This window comes from Pseudoalteromonas phenolica (genome assembly GCF_001444405.1).
GTDB lineage: Bacteria > Pseudomonadota > Gammaproteobacteria > Enterobacterales > Alteromonadaceae > Pseudoalteromonas > Pseudoalteromonas phenolica.
Window position 1 is genome coordinate 882,199 of the sequence record NZ_CP013188.1, and the last position, 19,880, is coordinate 902,078.

Consider the following 19,880-nt stretch of genomic DNA (forward strand, 5'->3'; position numbering starts at 1 on the left):
TAATGCGATCACTCGATCTACCTTTAATTCGCTGTATAGTAGAGAATAACTTTTAATCAGTTTGTGTTTTGAGCAACTTTTGTTTGAAGCAATTTGTTTTTACGTAAACGTTAATAAAAAGGAGCGGATATGGGAGAGCAGTACGAAAACCTGAAAGCGAATGTTAGTCAGTTAGGTGGTTGTCTTGGCCGAATCATTCAGCAAACGCTGGGTGAAAGTATGTTGGAAAAGATTGAACAAATTCGTCTTCTCGCTAAGTCATCTCGACAAGGTGATTCAGTAGCCCGAGCAAAACTACTTGATACCCTACATAGCCTTAAGGATGATGAACTATTACCTGTTGCACGTGCCTTTAATCACTTTTTGAACCTCGCAAATGTAGCTGAACAATTTCATACAATTTCGGTAACAGGCGCACCGGAAGGTATTTACAAAGCATTGAACGATCAAATCGAGAAATTATCGATAATGCTTGAGAATGGTCAATTAAATCATGATCAAGTTGAGTCAGTACTCTCTGAGCTAGATATTGAGCTGGTATTAACTGCTCACCCAACTGAAGTGACTAGAAGAACCATAATTAATAAACATGTTCAGTTGAGTGATTGTTTATCAGCCCTTGAATTACAGTGTCTTGATGTTGACGAACGTAAAATTATTATTAGTCGTATTGAACAGTTAATCAGTCAAGCTTGGCATACCAATGATATTCGAGCAAAGAGACCATCTCCTTTGGACGAGGCTAAGTGGGGCTATGCAGTTATTGAAAATAGTTTATGGCATGCTGTACCTCAGTTCATTCGTTACTTTAATCAAATTACTCAAGATAAATTAGGGATACGACTAAAGAAGATTCATAGTCCCATCCGTTTTACCTCTTGGATGGGCGGCGACAGAGACGGTAATCCATTTGTCACATCTGAGGTAACGCAATCAGTCTTAGAACACGGCAGATGGATGGCGATAGATTTAATCTCACGAGACATTGATATGCTCAGTAGCGAGCTATCTATGTATCAAGTTGATGAGCATGTGAAAGCATTAATAGGCGAACAACATGAACCTTATCGTTATATACTTAAGCAGTTGAAAGGGGAGCTTGATGAAACCATTCAATCACTTGAGAATAAGATAAAAGGCAAAGTTGGTTCACAGCAAGAGGTAATAACAGAACTTGGACAAGTAAAATCGTCTCTAAATCTGATATATAACTCACTTCATAACTGCAATATGTCGCAAATTGCAGATGGGCTTCTACTAGATACGTTACTTAGATTAGAGTGTTTTGGTATTAATCTCTGCAGCTTAGACATACGTCAGGATTCTTCAAGGCACGCTGATGCGATCGCAGCAATTGTTGAGCATTTGGAGCTGGGTGATTATAAAAGTTGGAGTGAAGCTCAGAAGCAGCAATTTTTGATTGAAGAATTAGCGTCTAAGAGACCACTATTACCTAAAAATTACTCTGCGTCTGATGAAGTTGAAGAAGTGTTAAGAACTTGCCAATTAGTGAGTCAACAAACCTCTGATAGGCTGGGAATTTACATCATCTCAATGGCTCAATTCGCGTCTGATGTTCTTGCTGTTAAATTACTTCTAAAAGAAACGGGCTGTCGTTTCAATTTGCCTGTCGCGCCATTATTTGAAACCTTAGATGATTTAAATCGCGGTGCAGATGTAATAAGGCAATTGTTGTCTTGCGATTGGTACCGCTCCCATATAAATCATAAGCAATATGTGATGATAGGGTATTCAGATTCAGCAAAAGACGCAGGTATGATGGCTGCGGGATGGGCACAGTACCAAGCTATGGACAAATTGCTCAAGGTGGCAAAAGAATATGGGGTTGAACTTGTTTTATTCCATGGTCGAGGAGGTACAGTTGGCCGTGGCGGAGCGCCTGCTGCACAAGCTTTACAGTCTCAACCTCCGGGTAGTTTAAGAAACGGATTACGGGTTACAGAACAAGGGGAAATGATCCGCTTTAAATATGGACTACCAAAAGTCGCAGTTCAAAGCTTTTCGATTTATACCAGCGCAATTATTGAAGCGAACTTAACCCCGGTACCATTTCCTAAGTCTCGTTGGATTGAAGTGATTGAGTTGATTGCTGAAAGCTCATGTAAATATTACCGAGAAATCGTAAGAGAAAATCCAGATTTTGTTGCTTACTTCAGACAAGTTACACCTGAGCTAGAACTAGCAAAATTACCGCTTGGCTCTCGACCATCTAAACGAAATCCTAATGGCGGAGTAGAGAGCTTAAGAGCTATTCCATGGATATTTGCTTGGAGTCAAAACAGGCTCATGTTGCCAGCTTGGCTTGGTGTATATCAAGGCTTACAAGCCGCAATTGATAAATACGGCGTTGAGATGTTGCATGAAATGCGTGAACAATGGCCGTTCTTTAGAACTCGATTAGAAATGCTAGAAATGGTGTTTTGTAAAACAGATTGCTGGCTTTCAGAGCATTATGAAAAAGTGTTGATGACAACAGATGCTAAAGTGCTTGGAGCACAATTAAGAGAAGATCTTAAATCAACTGAAGTCTTAATAAAGGAATTGGCGCCAGACAATATTCTACTTCTTGAACAACCTTGGCTGAGACAATCACTAGAATTAAGAAATCCTTATATAGATCCACTTAATTTGCTACAAGTAGAGTTATTAAAACGTACCAGAGAGCATGAAAGTGAAAAAATTGATCAGGCTCTTATGGTTACTATGACAGGTGTTGCTGCAGGAATGAGAAATTCAGGATAAATAATGCGTTAACTAAAGTGATGAATTTTGATCAGATGTTAACTTGGTAGTAAAAAGTATGAATTCAAACTCATACTTTTTACTAGTTTTTATTCTTAATTTGGTTTTTTTGTATTAATTTTATTGACTGTTTAGATTGTATACATAGAATCTCATCCGACGTCTATGTCCGCCGTCATTCGAATATGCTCATTTCAATTGTAGAAATCGCTAATTGTGTAAGGTAACTTCACTTTTAAAAAATCGAATATCGTTAAACAAGTATGGAACTCTTGGGTAGAAGGAAATGACGTTTTTTTAGATTAAACACGTTATTCGAGGTCTTATGCAAACGCTTTCTACTAGTATCACTTATGATGAATCAACATCACTTGTCATGATGACACTTAGAGGTGTTGTTACCGCTGAAGATGTCATTAAAACGTACCAAAGAGCAAATCAGTATGCGCAAGATTATAAATCCTCAAAATTACTCATAGATGTTACTGAGCTCGAACATAACTTTGCTGCAATTGATATCGTATCTTTAATGCCAAAAGTAGCAAATGCACTACAAAACATAAAGTTAGCTCGTGTCGTCAGTTTCGACGGTTATATGCATGACCTATTCTTACAGAAAGCGAAACGATTCGGTATTACGGTAGAGAACTTTGATTGCTTCAAGAGTGCTAAGCTTTGGTTGTCTAACGCTTAATAAAGGGATAAACTATTCGGCCTTTTTCATAACGTGTGGCATTTTTATGCTAACGATTTCAAAAGAACTAGAACAAGAATTACAACAAAAAATCCAAGCGTCGGGCGGTGTTATTGAAAAGTCAGTGCTAGATGCGTTAATGGTAAAGTTTGATATAGAAATCAAACTCCTTTTACAAAATCTTTTACCTATAGCCGCAAGTTTCTCAATTGCACCGATTTCTAATTTTAACGTCGGTGCGATTGCTTATAGTAACACTTCAGGTTGTGCTTACATCGGGTCTAATTTAGAGTTTAATCATTCAGCGTTATGCTTAGTTGTCCATGCAGAACAGTCGGCTATCAACACAGCTTGGCTAAATGGAGAAACTCAAATTTCTCACATCGCTATTACAGACGCGCCATGTGGTCATTGCAGACAGTTTATCAATGAAGTTAAGCAATCAGAACAAATTGAAATACTCTTACCTAACACCAATACATCATTAACAGAGTTGTTGCCTCATTCTTTTGGGCCAGCGGATCTTGGTAATCAGACGAGGCTTCTTGATATGTCAGAAGAACAAAACCCTGATTATAAACTACCGATTTCTCAAATGTTGTTTGAACATTATCAAGCCTCTTATGCGCCTTATTCTGGTAATAAATCAGCAGTAGAGATCAGAACCGTTCAGCATGGTAATTTTTACGGTCGCTATGCCGAAAACGTGGCGTACAACCCGAGTCTTTCACCGTTGCAAAGCGCATTAAGTCAAATGGCTCTTTCTGGATTAACAATAGATATGGTGGAAGTTACAGAGATTAATTTAGTAGAAACAGAGCAATTTAAAAATCAGTCAGGTGTTTCGGAAGTAGTACTTAATAGTTTTGAAGGTAACTTTGAAATAAATAAAGTGTATGTAAGTTAATCTTACATACACTTAAATTCCAGAAGTTATGCTTTGTTGTTGTCTAAAACAATTTCAGCTGCTTTTAGAACAACATTAATTGCATTTCGTTCAATTTCTTGATGATCTACATTTGGAATTTCTTGACGAGTTCTGTTCACTAAGACTCCAGCGATACAAGCCGCTTTCAACCCTAATGCTGCACACATAGTAAATAGAGTTGCAGACTCCATCTCATAGTTCATCACATTGAGTTTTTGCCACTCTTCACAACTTCCTTGGAAAGCTTTATTCACATAACCTGAATATGTGTCATAACGCTCTTGGCCAGGATAAAAAGTATCACTTGAAGCGGTAATGCCAGCATGATACTTCACACCAATCTCTTCACATGCTTGCACCATTGCAGCGGTTGAATGGAAATCAGATACTGCAGGGTAGGATAGAGGGGCAAAATGTTGACTTGCACCATCTAGACGAACTGAAGCTGTGCTGACTAAAATGTCGCCTTCATTAATGTGAGGTTGGATAGCACCTGTCGTACCGATACGCAAAAAGGTTCTTATACCGAGTTGGGCTAGTTCTTCAACTGCGATTGAAGTTGAAGGTCCTCCGATACCTGTTGAGCAAATCACGACAGGTTGTTGTTTTAATTCTGCGAGGTAGACGTGAAATTCTCGAGTTTTAGCAAGACAAATACTGTTGTCTAACTTCTTAGCAATTCGCTCTGCCCTTTCAGGGTCACCAGGCACGATTGCTAAATTAGCACCATTCAATTGATCGGTGCTTAGGCCCAAATGAAATACCTTATCCATAGTAAACCTTATTTGTTATAAAACCGTAGTTTGAAAGATTAGCGCATAAAGTACAGGACAGATGTCCGATAGTCTTTGTTCGTGATCATGCAATTCCTTGCAAGATTGGAGTTGTTCTTCTAAACATTAATATAGCCGCAACAAAAAAGGGGTTATTATGCCAGCTTCACCACCAATCGATAAAAACACAGAATTTGCTCGCTGTCTCGAAAGTAATAGAATTAGTTCACTTGCGCCGTTTCATTGGTTATCGCTCGCGATAGCCGATATGGTGAGAGCACCAATGTTAAGTTTAATCTATGGGTTAGTATTTACTGCCATACCCGTTACTATTTTATACCTAATTTATCAGCTAGATACACATTTAGTTATTCTTCCTGCAGCAGTAGCCTTTGCGCTTATTGGTCCTGCATTCGCCGCAGGTCTTTACGATGTTGCGTGGGAGCTAGAAAAAGGTCATAAACCAACATTAGGGCATAGCTTGAAGTCTATGTTCAGAAACCCTGCTGGAGAATGGGGGTTTGCGATACTTTTAATGGTCATTATGATCGTCTGGATGCGACTAGCTGCTCTAGTGCATGCGCTTTATCCAAATGTACCTAATCCTACATTTGAACAATTGCAATCATTCTTGGCATTAGGAAGTTTGATAGGTGGAATACTATTAATGAGCGTCTTTGCTATTTCTGCGTTTACACCACAGATCATGATGGAGCGTCGAGTGGATATAATGACCGCGGTTGTTTCATCTATAAACGCAGTTAAAAATAACGCATCAGCAATGATAGTTTGGGCGTTTATCATACTTTTCTTAGTTTTATTTGGATTTGCTACTGGTGGTACAGCATTTATAGTGATTATGCCATTACTCAGCTATGCTAGTTGGCACGGTTACATTGCAATCATAAAAACTAAGAAACCAAGAGGTTATGAGTAAAATATTCATTTTAATTGAATATTAAATCAAAGGCGGTTTTGCAATAAAACTGCCTTTGTTGACATACGACCCCATCGTGCTATATCTCTGCCCATATACAAAAATCCTGTTTTACCAGTTAACGTCTTTCACAACATAAGACGTTGTATTTAAATAAATATATCTTACAGTTATAAATTTTACAGCGCATTTGTTTTGAATTTAAAATGGATAAATAGGCTGGGTGAAACATTTTTTCTTAACAAAGTTTTAGCATGAATATGCAAAAGCAAATAGAGGTTTCTATGAGTATTAGCAAAGAACAATATTACAATAAAATGACCCAATGTTTATGTCCTCCTGGCGATGGTGTGTTTACTGTTAATACTGCAAAAGAACGAAAAGATGCATTACGCACAAAACTATATGGCCAAACCGATGGCATTGAACAAATCTGGAAAGAGTCTTTGCTTAAAATCGAAGAAACAGATTACAAAGCCGCTATTTTAGGTATCAGTTCTGATTGTGGTGGCGGTATTTTACGTGGTGCTAACTGGGGACCATTATTTTTAAGAAGCACTTTGATAGAACAACAACCGCATGTTGAAGCGTTCGATTTAGGTGATGTTCGTGTTATTCCTCATCTTCTTCATGATAAATACCTAAATGAAGGAACAATAGAAAACTGTCAAAAGGCGCTTTATCAGAGCTCAAAGGAAGGTTATCACGTATCGCCTTTATCTATCACTGAAGATGTATGTGATGGTTTCTATCAGCATTATCCTAATAAAGGTATTTTTGGAATTGGTGGTGATCACTCTATTAGCTATCCGTTAACCAAATCGTACTTGAAAGCGAAAAGAGACGCAGGTAAACGAACGGCAATTATTCATTTTGACGCACATACTGACTTATTAGTTGAGCGTTTGGGTATTGACTTGTGCTTTGGCTCTTGGTGTACGCATATTCTTGAGTTCTTGCCTGCGCCACATCATCTAATTCAATTTGGCATTCGCTCAAGTGGCAAAGACAAGTCGCATTGGGAGTCAACATTTGGTGTAAAACAACATTGGGCACATGAAATTAGAGAACGCGGTGCTCAGACGATTGTTGATGAAGTCATAGCACAATTGCAAGCAGATAATGTTGATGAGTTGTATGTTAGCTTTGATATTGATGCGTTAGACGAACAGTGGGCTTCTGCAACTGGCACGCCTGAAGGGAACGGTATGACGCCTGATGAAGCCATGGTTATATTAAAAGCATTATCTGAGCGTTTCCCAATTACAGGCGCTGATATGATGGAAATAGCTCCATTTACTGACAGTTCTTTAGTAGGCCAATCTAGTTCAGAAACAACTTTGCGAGAAGGCGCTAAAATATCAGCATTTCTTCTAGATGCTATTAATAAAAGTTAGGCTATATTATTAGGTGGAAGGAGATATTCCTTTCACCTTTTTAATAGGGAGTGGTATGAGAGCGCTTTTTTTAATAACTTTTTTTATTTTTTCGTTTAAGTCTTTTTCATTTACTCTCAACGTTGTCACTGAGTTATTCCCTGCTTATCAGTATCTTGATAAATCCGGAAAGCTATCAGGTCCTACGGTAGAAATCGTTAAAAATGTTCTTGGCCATGCAAATATTGACTACAAATTGACATATGAGCCTTGGAATATTACCTATAATGCTTTGAAAAGGAATCCAGATACCTGTGTATTTTCAATTGGAAGAAATAATGAAAGGGAAGATATGTTCAATTGGGTCTTCCCTGTAGGACAGTTTACGAGTTCCTTTTACGCACTTAAAAGTCGGAATATTAATTTGGAAGTGCTTGAAGATGCGCTCAAATATAGAACGGCAGTGATCAGAAATAATTTTAGTCACCAATATCTCAAAGAACATGGTTTCACAGAACAATATCAATTGGTTGTAATTTCAAGTTTTAATAGAGTACTTGAAATTTTAGAAACAAGAAAAAATCAATTGGACCTAGTTGTGCTGAGTGACTCTCAAGTTCAAGATGCATCTTTGAACAACAAGCTAATGACACATCTTGAGCCTGTCTTACAGTTGGACCTCCAACAAAACAATATGCTCTACTTTGCATGTAACAAACAGGTACCTGATTATATTATCAAAGACTTGGTTCAATCATATGATTCACTTTATAAAGCCAAGTAATCAGAGTCTATTTTTTTATTGATGACCATTTAAAACCATGGAAGGTATCAATGTAAAGCTGTTCAACCTTATCTCTCGCCCATGGCGTTTTTCTTAAAAACTTGAGACTAGATTTAATACTCGGGTCGTGAGTAAAACAACGAATATTGACTATATTCCCCATCTCTTCCCAGCCTAGTTCAGCTTCAAGTTTTATTAATATTTCTTCAAGTTTTACACCATGCAGCGGGTTATTTGGTTGTTCCATAAATAATGACTTCTTTATTTAGTTAATTCTAATAGTTTTCTTTGGTTTATGAGGAATAGGGCGGCCATTTTCATCTGCAATTCGCCATTTTAACTCACCAGTAGTTTGATTATCGTATTTACTAGCGCATACAAAAGTTTTATCGGCCATCACGATTAAAGCACCTTCGCTATATTTGGCATCTTTGTACCAACAAACAGGAGTTAGGTTATCTAAAAATAAGTGTGTTTTATTAGATTTAGAGTTAGCTAAAACGGACTCTGGAATAAAAACAGAAAATAAAACTATAAAGATAAAACTAAATTTGTTGTATGTCATGGCATAACTCCTATTTTTAGCTAACCTTAGTTTAGTTCATGAAAACTTGAACCTATATTACCACAACAACAATAAATTAATGGGAGAGGTTATGGCTATAGATAGTAATTTTATGGCTGAGTTGACACTTTTAGCAAAATTTCCGCGTTCAAGTATGCAAATGGGAATTAAAATTCATAAAGATGCGGATCCAAATTTGATCGCTGCAGCTGAAAGGTTATATAAAAAGGGGGTTATTGACAGTCCTGACGGCGGATACTTGACTGATTTAGGCTTAGACTTGATTGGACACTTAGATCAAGTTCATTGTGCGCTTCAGTAACGCACAATGAACTTCAAAATTAAGTAGCGTCGAATTGATTTTCTGGCGCTGCATCAATAAAAGCTTTATGTGTATTACAATGATTATAAACAGCTTCTATTTTCGGGAATTGACTCATATCTACTTTAAAGCGAAGTGCATTAAAAACTTGAGGCACTAGACATGCATCTGCAAGTGTCGGTTTATCGCCAAAACAAAATTTATCACCGTTTAGCATCGTTTCGATTTTCTTGAAGCCCTCAATAACCCAATGCCTATACCATGTATTCTTTTGTTCATCATTTACGTTTAGTTCATTGGATAGGTATTTAAGAACTCGTAAATTATCTATTGGGTGTATGTCGCAAGCTATGGCATAACAGAAGTTTCGTACTTGCGCTTTTTGCCATGGGTCATTCGGAAGTAGAGGCGTATCAGTATACGTTTCTTCTAACCACTCTAAAATTGCAAGAGATTGCCCCAAAACCCCTTGTTCAGTTTCTAAAGCAGGCAATAAACCCTGACTATTTTTATTGGTGTACTCTTCACCAGTTTGTTCTGATTTTAAAAGATTAACCGCTGACATTTCATGAGCTATATCTTTTAAATTTAATGCGATGCGTACTCTATACGCTGCAGAAGAGCGAAAATAGGTGTAAAGTTTCATATTCAGATCCTTATTCACGACAAAGGCACGCTATTGCGTGCCTAATATTTATAACATTATATAAAGCTTAGGCACCCTTGTAGTATTTTTTGATACCTTTCCAACAATCTAAATAGTTTTGTTGTCTTTCTTTGCCTTCAAGTGCGTATTTTGTTGGAGATATCACATAACGAGACTCAAACATGAAAGCTAAAGTATTTTCATATCTTTGCGGCTCAAGCTCTGCATTTGATGCTTTCTCAAATACATCGGCTTCAGGGCCATGTGGAGACATACAGTTATGTAAACTCATACCACCTGGAACAAAACCATGCTCTTTTGCATCATACACACCTTCGATTAAGCCCATGAACTCACTCATAATGTTACGGTGATAATATGGTGGGCGGAAAGTGTCTTCAGCAACCATCCAACGAGGAGGGAAGATCACAAAGTCGACATTGGCAACGCCGGCAGTACCTGATGGAGACGTCAAGACTGTAAAAATTGATGGATCCGGGTGGTCAAAACTGACGGTGTTCATGACATTGAAACGCGAAAGGTCATATTTGTAAGGTGCACTATTACCTGTCCAAGCCACAACATCTAGTGGTGAATGACCAATGTCACAGCGGAAAAGGTTACCATTGAACTTGGCTACAAGCTCAAAATCACCTTCTAGATCTTCGAACGCAGCCACAGGATATTGGAAGTCACGTTCATTTGTGTAACCATTAGCGCCAACAGGGCCTCGCTCAGGTAGAATGTAAGGATGACCATAGTTTTCGCAGATATAACCACGAATACTGTCGCCGATTACTTCAACTGAGAACTTGATACCTCTTGGAATAACCGCAATTTCGCCAGGCTTTACAGCAAGTTTACCGCATTCTGTGTGAAGAACCATTTTGCCTTGTTGAGGAACAAATAGCAATTCTCCATCGGCATTATAAAAATAACGGCCTTGCATTGATTTGTTAGCTACATAGACATGGATACCGATACCAACTTGTCCATTTGCACTGCCATTTGCTGCCATGGTAACTAAGCCATCGACGAAGTCTGTTGCTTCATTTGGAATGTCTACAGGATTCCAGCGTAGCATAGTAGGGGGTGTTGGAACTTCAGTGATTGGTGCTGTTCTTAATAAACCATTGTCCATCGACGTGTAGTCACCTTGAACAACAGAAGGACGAATGCGATAAAACCAATTACGACGATTGTCAGCGCGAGGTGCAGTAAACGCAGTTACGTTAAATTGTTCTGCGTATAGGTCGTATTTTACTTTTTGTGGTGAGAACTGACCTATTGGTAAAGCACCTGGTAAAGCTTCGGTTTCAAATTCGTTTCCAAAACCTGTTAAGTATTGAAATTCTTTGCTCATAGAACTTGCTCCTTTGATGATTGCAATTAAGATACTCTCATGTGAGACTATATTCAAATTGATAATCAATCTTTGCGTGTATACTTAAGTTTACAAAGGCGATGAAGTGCAGAAATAAAAAGACAGTTTATGTTAGAAATTACAGAATTTTTACCTTATCAGCTTGTACATTTAGCTAATAAAGTAAGTGATGACTTTGCAAGAGTCTATAAAGAAGAAGCTAACTTAACCACACCTCAATGGCGAGTTATGGCACATTTAGCACAAGAAAGCTTCACTGCTAAACAGTTAACCGACCTTGCTCGGATTGACAAATCAACTCTATCAAGAGCAATTAAACAATTAGAAACTAGAGGTTTTGTTGAGCTCAGAGCTGATGAAAGTGACAAACGTAGCAAAGTACTTATCTTAACGAATGAAGGATGTGAAGTTTACAGCAAGTTGTCAATTCTCGCTAAATCGTGGGAAAAATCGCTGTTGAAACACCTAACAGAAGATGAGCAACTAACATTAAAAGTTGTGTTACAAAAGCTGAATGAGCACATATAAAAAAGGCCAACGCATGTTGGCCTTACAATTTCAATTTAATTTAGAAAGTGTACTTCACACCGAAGCGTACTTCCCAAACTGATACGTCTTTTTGTACAGATTGGTTTGCAGCATTTGGGTTGAAGTCTGAGTAAACGTATTTACCATCAACGATAGATGCTTTAACAACACGGTTACCTACAAAGTTACCTTTGCGCATAACACCCCAGTCATCATTTAACATGTTAGTTAAGTTATCGATAACAAAGAATACTTCACCTTTATGACCATCCATAAATCCAGGTACTTCTTGTGTAATCTTGAAGTCTAGCTTTTTGAACCAGTCTGCATTTTGGCTATTACGAGCGGCAATCTGACCACGTTCTAAACCTTGCTCAGAAATCCAGTTGTGGAAATCTTCAATTTCAGCAGCTGTCATGTCGTAAGTTACTTTGTCATCATTAACTTCAGGAACATACATTAACTGACGGCCACTGCGTGAGTTCCAGCTTGCATCGCCGAACGCACTGTCACTACCTGAGAATAGGTAGCTGTAAGGTTGACCTTTACTTGCTTGACCGAATAGGTTGAACTTAGTCTTGAAGCCGTCAATTAGTTCTACTTTATAACCTAGTTGTAAAGTAAAGCGATGTGGTACTTCGTAATCAGACGTTGATAAACTAGGTGCAGTCGGGTTGAAAGTCGCGATGTTACCGTAGTTTGAACCAGCTGTAGAGCTAGTCATTGGGTTAACGTCTTGTGAGTCAGTAAACGCGTAAGAAAGTGTTAAATCAATACCATTGTCAAAACGCTTGCTCATTGCAGCAGAAATGATATGTGACTTAGCATCTGGACCAGACACGTTAGTTAACATGTAATCACCGTTACGACCTTCTTCGCGCTCCTCAATAAGAGGACGACCATCTGGAGCAGTTTCACCAGTAGTTTGAAGCGCAATGTCTTTAACTAGTGCTGAATTTTGCTTATCTGTGTAAAGGTAGTCTACGCTGAATACGTACTCGTCTTCAGTAGTGTATGTAGCACCTAAAGCAAACTTCCATTCTGAAGGAATTTCAAAGTTAGGAGCAGTAGAGTTTACGGCACCATCACCGTCACCAATAGCAGTGTTACCGATTGCATCGTACATGTCTTTTGGTACGTCATAACCTGGCGTACCACCATGGATGTTTGTTAACTCAGTTTCAAATAAGTTAGCGTAGAAGCCACGCTTACCAATTTGAGTTACACCATCATTTGAATATGAGTTAGATAGCCATACATTCGGGTTACCACCAGAATATAGACCAATACCACCACGTACTTCTAGCGCGTCATCAACATACCAGTTGAAACCTACACGTGGTTGAAGTAAGTCAACGCCGTCAAGGTTTTTAGTGTTCATGAAACCGTAACGCTCTTCAAAACGCTGGTTTTCTGTTGGGCTGTCATCACTAGTGTAACGGTCGTAGCGTAAACCAAATGTTAGTGTTGCATCGATATCAGAGAATGCATACTCATCTTGAATGTACAAAGTATGTTGTGCATATGAGAAAGAAGCTGCAACATCGTCTGGGTTATTTGTACCAGCTGAGTTGTTATAGAAAGTAAAAGCAGCGCCATTCTCGTAATCTTCGATTGAACTGAAACGGAATTCACCTTGCGTATGCTGCATGAATAAGTTGAAAACGTTTAGTTCTTCGAATTCATAACCCGCAGTGATTGTATGCTGATCAAGGTAATAAGTACCTGCTAATTTTAGTGTGAAGTTATCCCAGTCAAGGTCATTTGATTGACGTGAGTCATCAGGACCAATGTAAACTGTACCATCATCTTCTGTTGTGATTTGGAATTCACCGAAACCAGATGCAGCATCTAGTGACGCCTGGCGACCATCTAAATCAGTTTTACCGATACGAACTTCAGTAGAAAACTCATCAGTCCAATCTGAGTATAGTGACGCTACGATTGACGTCATTTCTGCGCCTTGCTCGTAGAAGTGGTTGCTTAGAGGCAGTTCGTCACTCGCTTGGTCAGACTGTGATAAGCGGAAACCATCATTCCAGTTATAAACGATGTTGGCACGATGACTGTCATTAATATTCCAGTCTAACTTGATTAGAAGCTTCTCATCTTCAACAGGCATACTAGGCACCATTGTACCTGGGTCATAGTTATACTTGTCTTTAGTGATTGCGATGATGCGATCTAAATCAGACTGGCTAACAGTATTGTTTAAAGCACTATAGCTGAACTGTTCAACACCTTCCAACTTCTCGTAAGAAGTAAATAGGAATAATGAATCTTCGATTAGAGGCATTCCAACGTGGAAGCCATAACGTTTCTCTGTGTAATCGCCATTATCGATGTCTTCGCCTTCTACCTTATCACCCTTCATTGAGTCATTTGTGTAGTCAAAGAACATACCACCGCTAATGTCGTTACCACCTGATTTAGTAACTGCGTTGATGTTACAAGAAGTGAAACCACCGTATTGCACGTCGAAAGGTGCTAGTTCAACAGCAACTTGATCGATTGAATCGAAAGAGAAAGGTGCACGAACAGTAGGATAGCCGTTTGAACTTAGACCAAAGTTGTCGTTCATACGAACGCCGTCTAGAGTAAGGCTGTTGAAACGAGGGTTACCGCCACCACATTGGATAGCACCGCGGCTTTCATCTACGTATACACGTGGATCTGCACGAACGATGTCACGAAGGTCACGGTTAATCGCTGGCGCTTCTTGAAGGTTTTCAAGTGTGAACGTCGCAGCTGGGCCTGTACCACCAGACATTTGGCTGATTGGGCGACCTGTTACAACGATTTGTTCGATATCAGAAGGAGCTTTCAACTGAACGTTTACTGGGTAATCAGAACCTAATGAAAGGTATACGTTCTCAATTAGCTGATCTTCAAAAGTCGTTGAGTCAACGATAATTTGGTAAGGACCACCTACACGTAAACCCTTTGCTGAGAAATAACCTGCATTATTAACAGTCGCAACCTTAGTTGAGCCAGAAGGTAAGTGCATGATAGTAACAGTAGTACCTGTTGCTGGGTTACCTTGTGGACCAACGATTTGACCTTTTACTGCTGAAGAGGTTTCGTTAGCAAACGCAGCGCCACTTGCACCGATGCCTGCGATTACTGCAAGCGAAAGTGCCGTTTTGCGTAGTTGAGTTTTCATTTTATTGTTTCCCGTGTTGAGATTATTTAACTTACTTTGTTGCATGCCATTAACCACGCTTTTTAACAAGTGCTTCAGTTAACGGCTTTGCGTTTTTGTCAAAAATTTGATTTAGAAGTCCAGCTAAACGAATGCCACCTTGTGACAAACGCTTTTTGACAACGGGCATATGTTTATAGACATAGCCGTAACTGAGCTTCGTTTCATTTTCATCGTATACACGATGAGATATTTTGTTTGATTCAATTAACCAATCAGCTGGTTGGCTGTTTAAGTATGCCTTTATAGTCTTTTTATTTGACGTTTTTATGAAATCTGCAAACTCAGTGAAAGATAAATTTTCATTTTCAATCAGATGCGTATCCCATGTGCTATGGAGGTTAGTATCTTTACCGAAGAAAGAAACTTTAATTAAATTACCTCCACGATCTTCAGAACGTCCGGCATGGAATGGTTGGTGGCCATCGCCAACCAAGTGAACTAAAAAGCTTAAAGCAAACTGCTTTGATTCTAAGTCGCTCTTATTATTCTTTAAAATATTAATTGAATAATAAATTCCGTCTAAAATATGTGCAACTTTATCTCTGGAGTCAATAGATGGATTAACATATTGATGCATTTTTTTTGCATCTTTAATATTAATGTAATGCCATTTGCCTGATTCTTTTCTCCAAAAGTGTTCTGGATTAGAACGCATTTCATCAGGCCAAGTAGAGATTTGAGCAAGAGAACTACCATTGAGTAATGGTTGTAGCGCTGTTCTAGTTGTGTCGGTTAAGTGCATATTTGCGATTTCACCGATTACTCGATGGCCATTTTGACCCCAAGCTACAGCATCGTTTGAACTAATTACTGTTAACATTGTCAATGATAGAGCAATAGTTTTGGTTGCGGTTGTCAAATTGAACATGACTTGCACGTCTCTTTTGTAATCGTATTAAGGTCAATTGTCCGTGTTTTTGAAGTTTGAATAAAGGACTCAAGTTTATTCATCATTACTTGTTAACAAAGTATATAAATCAATGAATTAGAAAAAATAAGTAATCTTATCTATTGTAATGAGTAAGTAAACTTGTTCTAATGGCGTGGTTATCAACAATCTTACTTTTTATTTTGTTAAAAAAATATAAATTATCGTTAAAAACTATCATGTTCTTATCAGTGATCATAAGTACATGGTTGGTTTGGTTACTTTCGCAGTTGGTTATTGCCGATATATCTATCAATCTTAGACCTGTCCAAGAGCATAAGTTGCATTGTCAAACTGCTTCAGGTGAAAACCATGCTTCGTTTAGAGTTAAAGTCCCAACTAAGCAATTGGCTGATCAAATTTTGCCTGCCTTATGCAAAAATAGTGTTGTAAGACGCCAATTTGGACATGTAGAAGTTTTTTGGGGTGGGAGTTTAGCTGAACAGATAGAGTTCTTTGGCAAAGGTATTGCGGATCTTATCTTAAGTAAAGACAGTATTATGCAAGCTCTTCACGCAGATGCAACGCATAACTATACTCCAATTATTGGTTATTCAAGTTACTCAGCATTTTTCATATCTAATAAAGAAAAGCCGAAGCTTGAGAAAGCTTATTTTCTTGACAAAAGAATAGGGCTACTTGATTACCCAACCAGTCGTTCCGGCCACATTCTTCCAAAAAAGGCATTTAAGTCTTTAGACTTAGATATAAACAGCTTAAACATTACCTATGTAAGCTCCCATAAAGTACTACGTGAAAAGCTGTCTAACAATGAGGTTGATATAATTGCATCTTATTGGAACGATAAAATTGATGAACAATATTTCTCTCATAATTACATTACGCCAATTGGGGAAAATATAACAGGTAGCCGCTGGTACCTTAAATTAACTGAGCACAATACAGATCTTGCATGTGCAGTGCAGTCAATAACAAAGCAAATAGCTCAGTCTGTCGGTAGTGCTTATTTCGATTCGTTAGAAGAGTTTTGGCAATGCGATATTTCACCGTATAAGTTTCTAGGTGAGAAACGATGAATAAAATAAAACCAATATATGCATTCACCACAATTGTTTTTTTACTCTTATTTTGCCTTTTTTATTTGGGGCAAGAAAACAAAATAAAAAATACAATATCATTACAAAGTGAACAAATTGCAAAAAGAGTCTCATTAGATGTCAGTAGTTTACCATTAGCAGAACCCCTTTTTAATTATGCTGGTAATCAACAAGAGGTTGAACGTTACATTACGCAACTTAATGAACAACTCGATTCGATGAGTGCAAGGGTAAAAGTTAAGTCAATTTCTACTGTTCAAAGTTCAGAACCTCATTTGTATGAGTTGAATGCCAACTATAAAACGATTTATTTGCTACTGAGCCCAGATGTAAGCCATGTTAAATACACATACATGATTGTATTTTTGCTAACTTTTTTTAATGCACTAATTTATCGTAAAGTATTCAGCAAACATATTGAGAATAGAGCAATGTATAAAGCCGCCCCAATTGAAGATGTTGAGCCTAAGCTAGTGATTGATCTATATTCAAAATCTCTTTTTCTAGATGGAAAAAATGACGCTCAGAGTCAACTTGCAAACAAGCCTCTTTGTTTTTACCTTGCAATGATAGAGTTTAGCAACGATTACCCAGATATTAACCTTCATCTAAATAAAGACGTTCCTTCTGAATTGCTGAGCATTGCTGAAAAATATTTCCATAGATTATCTGTCTTAGGTCATACAGTGAGAAAAAGACCTAATTTTTCTAATAGCCTTGAAAAAACGCTCAGCGAAGTTAGAGCCGCACTTGATGAGATTTTGAGAGATAGCCCTAAATTAAAGGCAAAGCTATATCCACCAAAAGCCCATGGGGAAGGTTCGCGTTCTAAATTACATAGTTATGGTCTGAAAGGGTTATCAGCAAGCGATTATGAAATAAGAGGAAAATAATTAATGAATATGCCAGCGAAAAGTCTGGCATATTCATGTTCAGCTAGTTTAATTTATAATTCGGAAATCTTTATCGGAGAATGTTTTTCGATGTATGCTTTTAATACTTCTGCATCAGTTTTGTCTGATGGAACAAAGCCTTCCATTCCAACAAGTATTGGATAACCGTCACCACCTGCAGCGTTATAACTATTAATACTCATACGGTAAGTCTTAGTTAGTTCTAAAGGTTCACCATTAATTTTTACGTTATCTAATTTACCATTAATACGATTAAAGCTTAGACCCTCGTATTGCAAATACGCGCCAGCATCGATCGGAAAAGAGGTAACAACTTGTAAGTAATCTAGGAGATCTTTTCCTAACCAATTCATTACGGTGATTCGGTTTTTAAATGGATGTACTTTTAGCACGTCTTTGTAACTAATTTCACCGGCCTCAATACTATGACGGATACCACCACCACTTATTAAGCCAAAATCTGCATCTACAGCTTCCTTTTGCGCCTTGATAATAAGTTTAGCTAATGGACTTTGTTTAAATCTTACTGTATCTCTTTTTCCATCTAAGTAAGCATCACTATACCCAATGGGTAAATCAAGTTGTCCTTCACCTATCTTTTTAAAAGGCTTGAGTAGGGCTAACATTTTTTTATCTTCAGGGATGTATTCGCCAATTATCTTACCTTTACTATCTTTTAAATTGACCGGTATAAGTTGATAATTTTGAAGTGAAACGTTGTTACCTTGGATTTTAAACTCTGCTTTACCGACGTATTTACCCCACTCATGGGCCTGCATGATCCATGTACCATTTTGGTTGTCAGGTTTGCATACTTTGCCCGGACTAAAATCTTTGTCTGGTTGACCTAGCGTGTTCATACAAACAGGTTCCTGAGAATGACCACCAATCACCATATCAAGCATACCTTTTGGTAGCTCTCTCGCTAAAGTAACATCGCCAGGTGCGTTGATACCAAAATTTGCGTCGTGATAATGACCCATATGCGTTACGGCAATAGTTACATCAATATCACTATATTTTTCTTCTATTTCAGTTAATACTTTATTTGCTGCTACGCTAGGTTTGATAAAGTCCAAGTGACCAACATATTCAGGGTTTGCAATTTTTACAGTGTCTATAGTTGTTAGTCCAATTACACCGATCTTTAAACCGTTTTTTTCTAATATCGTATAAGGTTTATAAGCATGTGAGCCATCACGCTTATTAATTATATTTGCAGACAGAATTGGAAAGCGCGCCCATTCGATTTGTTTATCAAGAATATGCAATGGATTATCAAACTCGTGATTACCTATTGCCATAGCATCATAGCCAAGTAAACGCATGCCTTTAAAGTCTGGTTCAGCATATTGTAGATCTGACTCAGGCACACCCGTATTTATGTCGCCACCAGACAGTAACAATACAGTATGGCCTTTTATTTTAGCTTCTTTTCTTAGTCTATCTACAAGTGTCTTTCTAGCTGACATACCATACTCGCCTTTTTCATTTTGCCAAAAGCGACCATGATGATCATTCGTATGAAGTATGGTGAGGTATTCAGCTTCTTCTTGCTGGATATTAAATGATGTACACCCTGATAAGGCAAAAGCCATAGAGAGAGTTAAAATTTTGCGCATAATAAACCCGTGTATAGTAATTACGCGCTTAGTTTAAACTATATGCTCTAAAGCGCTACAGGTGGGGGCTAATTTCTTTTTGAACAACTTTTGAGCGCAGCCATTTCTCGCCTTTGTAATTCATGCTTAGCGTATGCACACTTTTCGTGTTCAATTTCAACCATCCAGTTTAAAAAGCTCGCTGGTAAACTTGTGTATTTTTCGCCTTGATGAAGGCCGAAGTCACAAATAGGCGATTCAGTATTCATTACTTACCCTTATCTGTTGTTTTTATAGCCACAGCATCCTATCAAATTTTCGTTTAAATAAAAGAACAAAAGGTTACAGAAAGGTTAACTTTAATAACTGATAGTTTTAAGTAAGGTCTTAAGCTAATAATTTTTAATCTATTTTAATTAGAAATGAGATATAAATTGTATACAATTTGGTGGCGACAATTTAAAAAAATAATAA

18 protein-coding genes and 1 pseudogene are annotated in these 19,880 nt (G+C 37.9%); 10 read left to right on the forward strand and 9 right to left on the reverse strand.

Annotation, left to right across the window (positions count from 1 at the left end):
* Nucleotides 1–129: 129 nt before the first annotated feature.
* From ppc to cdd, 3 genes are all read left to right on the forward strand, one after another.
* Entirely contained in the window at nucleotides 130–2,763 is a 2,634-nt protein-coding gene (gene ppc / locus PP2015_RS20980; protein ID WP_058032432.1) for a phosphoenolpyruvate carboxylase, read from the forward strand.
* 325 nt (nucleotides 2,764–3,088) lie between these two features.
* Nucleotides 3,089–3,457: a hypothetical protein gene (locus PP2015_RS20985; RefSeq protein WP_058032433.1), complete on the forward strand. Its 369-nt coding sequence runs from the start codon at nucleotides 3,089–3,091 to the stop codon at nucleotides 3,455–3,457.
* Between the two features lie 46 nt (nucleotides 3,458–3,503).
* The gene (gene cdd / locus PP2015_RS20990; protein WP_058032434.1) at nucleotides 3,504–4,364 is read left to right on the forward strand and encodes a cytidine deaminase; all 861 of its coding nucleotides are present in this window, start codon (nucleotides 3,504–3,506) and stop codon (nucleotides 4,362–4,364) included.
* A gap of 26 nt (nucleotides 4,365–4,390) precedes the next feature.
* On the opposite strand, the gene udp is transcribed toward cdd, so the two are convergent.
* Complete coding sequence (udp, locus tag PP2015_RS20995; protein WP_058032435.1) at nucleotides 4,391–5,158, reverse strand: uridine phosphorylase; 768 nt, start codon at nucleotides 5,156–5,158, stop codon at nucleotides 4,391–4,393.
* A 157-nt stretch (nucleotides 5,159–5,315) separates the two neighbouring features.
* Between udp and PP2015_RS21000 the strand changes: the two genes are divergently transcribed.
* The 3 genes from PP2015_RS21000 (at nucleotide 5,316) to PP2015_RS21010 (ending at nucleotide 8,255) form a co-directional block, all read left to right on the forward strand.
* Entirely contained in the window at nucleotides 5,316–6,095 is a 780-nt protein-coding gene (locus PP2015_RS21000; protein ID WP_058032436.1) for a DUF2189 domain-containing protein, read from the forward strand.
* A gap of 284 nt (nucleotides 6,096–6,379) precedes the next feature.
* Nucleotides 6,380–7,492 (forward strand): arginase family protein, encoded by a 1,113-nt coding sequence (locus PP2015_RS21005; protein WP_058032592.1) that lies wholly within the window; start codon nucleotides 6,380–6,382, stop codon nucleotides 7,490–7,492.
* 55 nt (nucleotides 7,493–7,547) lie between these two features.
* Nucleotides 7,548–8,255 (forward strand): substrate-binding periplasmic protein, encoded by a 708-nt coding sequence (locus PP2015_RS21010; protein WP_058032437.1) that lies wholly within the window; start codon nucleotides 7,548–7,550, stop codon nucleotides 8,253–8,255.
* Between the two features lie 43 nt (nucleotides 8,256–8,298).
* Here PP2015_RS21010 and PP2015_RS21015 read toward each other — a convergent pair.
* Both PP2015_RS21015 and PP2015_RS21020 read right to left on the reverse strand, forming a co-directional pair.
* Nucleotides 8,299–8,502: pseudogene (locus PP2015_RS21015) on the reverse strand (VF530 family protein); the annotation flags it as partial.
* Nucleotides 8,503–8,520: 18 nt separating this feature from the next.
* The gene (locus PP2015_RS21020) at nucleotides 8,521–8,820 is read right to left on the reverse strand and encodes a DUF1496 domain-containing protein (RefSeq protein ID WP_058032439.1); all 300 of its coding nucleotides are present in this window, start codon (nucleotides 8,818–8,820) and stop codon (nucleotides 8,521–8,523) included.
* 91 nt (nucleotides 8,821–8,911) lie between these two features.
* On the opposite strand from PP2015_RS21020, the gene PP2015_RS21025 reads away from it, so the two are divergent.
* Nucleotides 8,912–9,142, forward strand: a complete 231-nt coding sequence (locus PP2015_RS21025; RefSeq protein ID WP_058032440.1) for a TIGR02647 family protein — start codon at nucleotides 8,912–8,914, stop codon at nucleotides 9,140–9,142.
* Nucleotides 9,143–9,161: 19 nt separating this feature from the next.
* Here the strand turns inward: PP2015_RS21025 and maiA are convergent, their stop codons facing one another.
* Nucleotides 9,162–9,788: a maleylacetoacetate isomerase gene (gene maiA, locus PP2015_RS21030; protein ID WP_058032441.1), complete on the reverse strand. Its 627-nt coding sequence runs from the start codon at nucleotides 9,786–9,788 to the stop codon at nucleotides 9,162–9,164.
* Nucleotides 9,789–9,855: 67 nt separating this feature from the next.
* Nucleotides 9,856–11,151 (reverse strand): homogentisate 1,2-dioxygenase, encoded by a 1,296-nt coding sequence (hmgA, locus tag PP2015_RS21035; protein WP_058032442.1) that lies wholly within the window; start codon nucleotides 11,149–11,151, stop codon nucleotides 9,856–9,858.
* Between the two features lie 129 nt (nucleotides 11,152–11,280).
* Between hmgA and PP2015_RS21040 the strand changes: the two genes are divergently transcribed.
* Nucleotides 11,281–11,700: a MarR family winged helix-turn-helix transcriptional regulator gene (locus tag PP2015_RS21040; protein ID WP_058032443.1), complete on the forward strand. Its 420-nt coding sequence runs from the start codon at nucleotides 11,281–11,283 to the stop codon at nucleotides 11,698–11,700.
* A gap of 40 nt (nucleotides 11,701–11,740) precedes the next feature.
* Here the strand turns inward: PP2015_RS21040 and PP2015_RS21045 are convergent, their stop codons facing one another.
* Together PP2015_RS21045 and PP2015_RS21050 are read right to left on the reverse strand one after the other, a co-directional pair.
* Entirely contained in the window at nucleotides 11,741–14,863 is a 3,123-nt protein-coding gene (locus PP2015_RS21045; protein WP_058032593.1) for a TonB-dependent receptor, read from the reverse strand.
* A gap of 49 nt (nucleotides 14,864–14,912) precedes the next feature.
* Nucleotides 14,913–15,725, reverse strand: coding sequence for a S1/P1 nuclease (locus tag PP2015_RS21050; RefSeq protein WP_227009267.1), 813 nt, complete (start codon nucleotides 15,723–15,725; stop codon nucleotides 14,913–14,915).
* A gap of 218 nt (nucleotides 15,726–15,943) precedes the next feature.
* Between PP2015_RS21050 and PP2015_RS21055 the strand changes: the two genes are divergently transcribed.
* Nucleotides 15,944–16,870 (forward strand): type 2 periplasmic-binding domain-containing protein, encoded by a 927-nt coding sequence (locus PP2015_RS21055; RefSeq protein WP_227009268.1) that lies wholly within the window; start codon nucleotides 15,944–15,946, stop codon nucleotides 16,868–16,870.
* Entirely contained in the window at nucleotides 16,867–17,784 is a 918-nt protein-coding gene (locus tag PP2015_RS21060; protein ID WP_058032445.1) for a hypothetical protein, read from the forward strand. The genes PP2015_RS21055 and PP2015_RS21060 overlap by 4 nt, the downstream gene beginning before the upstream one ends.
* A gap of 53 nt (nucleotides 17,785–17,837) precedes the next feature.
* Here PP2015_RS21060 and ushA read toward each other — a convergent pair whose 3' ends face one another.
* Together ushA and PP2015_RS21070 are read right to left on the reverse strand one after the other, a co-directional pair.
* Entirely contained in the window at nucleotides 17,838–19,427 is a 1,590-nt protein-coding gene (ushA, locus tag PP2015_RS21065; protein ID WP_058032446.1) for a bifunctional UDP-sugar hydrolase/5'-nucleotidase UshA, read from the reverse strand.
* Between the two features lie 68 nt (nucleotides 19,428–19,495).
* The gene (locus PP2015_RS21070; protein ID WP_058032447.1) at nucleotides 19,496–19,675 is read right to left on the reverse strand and encodes a hypothetical protein; all 180 of its coding nucleotides are present in this window, start codon (nucleotides 19,673–19,675) and stop codon (nucleotides 19,496–19,498) included.
* Nucleotides 19,676–19,880 lie beyond the last annotated feature (205 nt).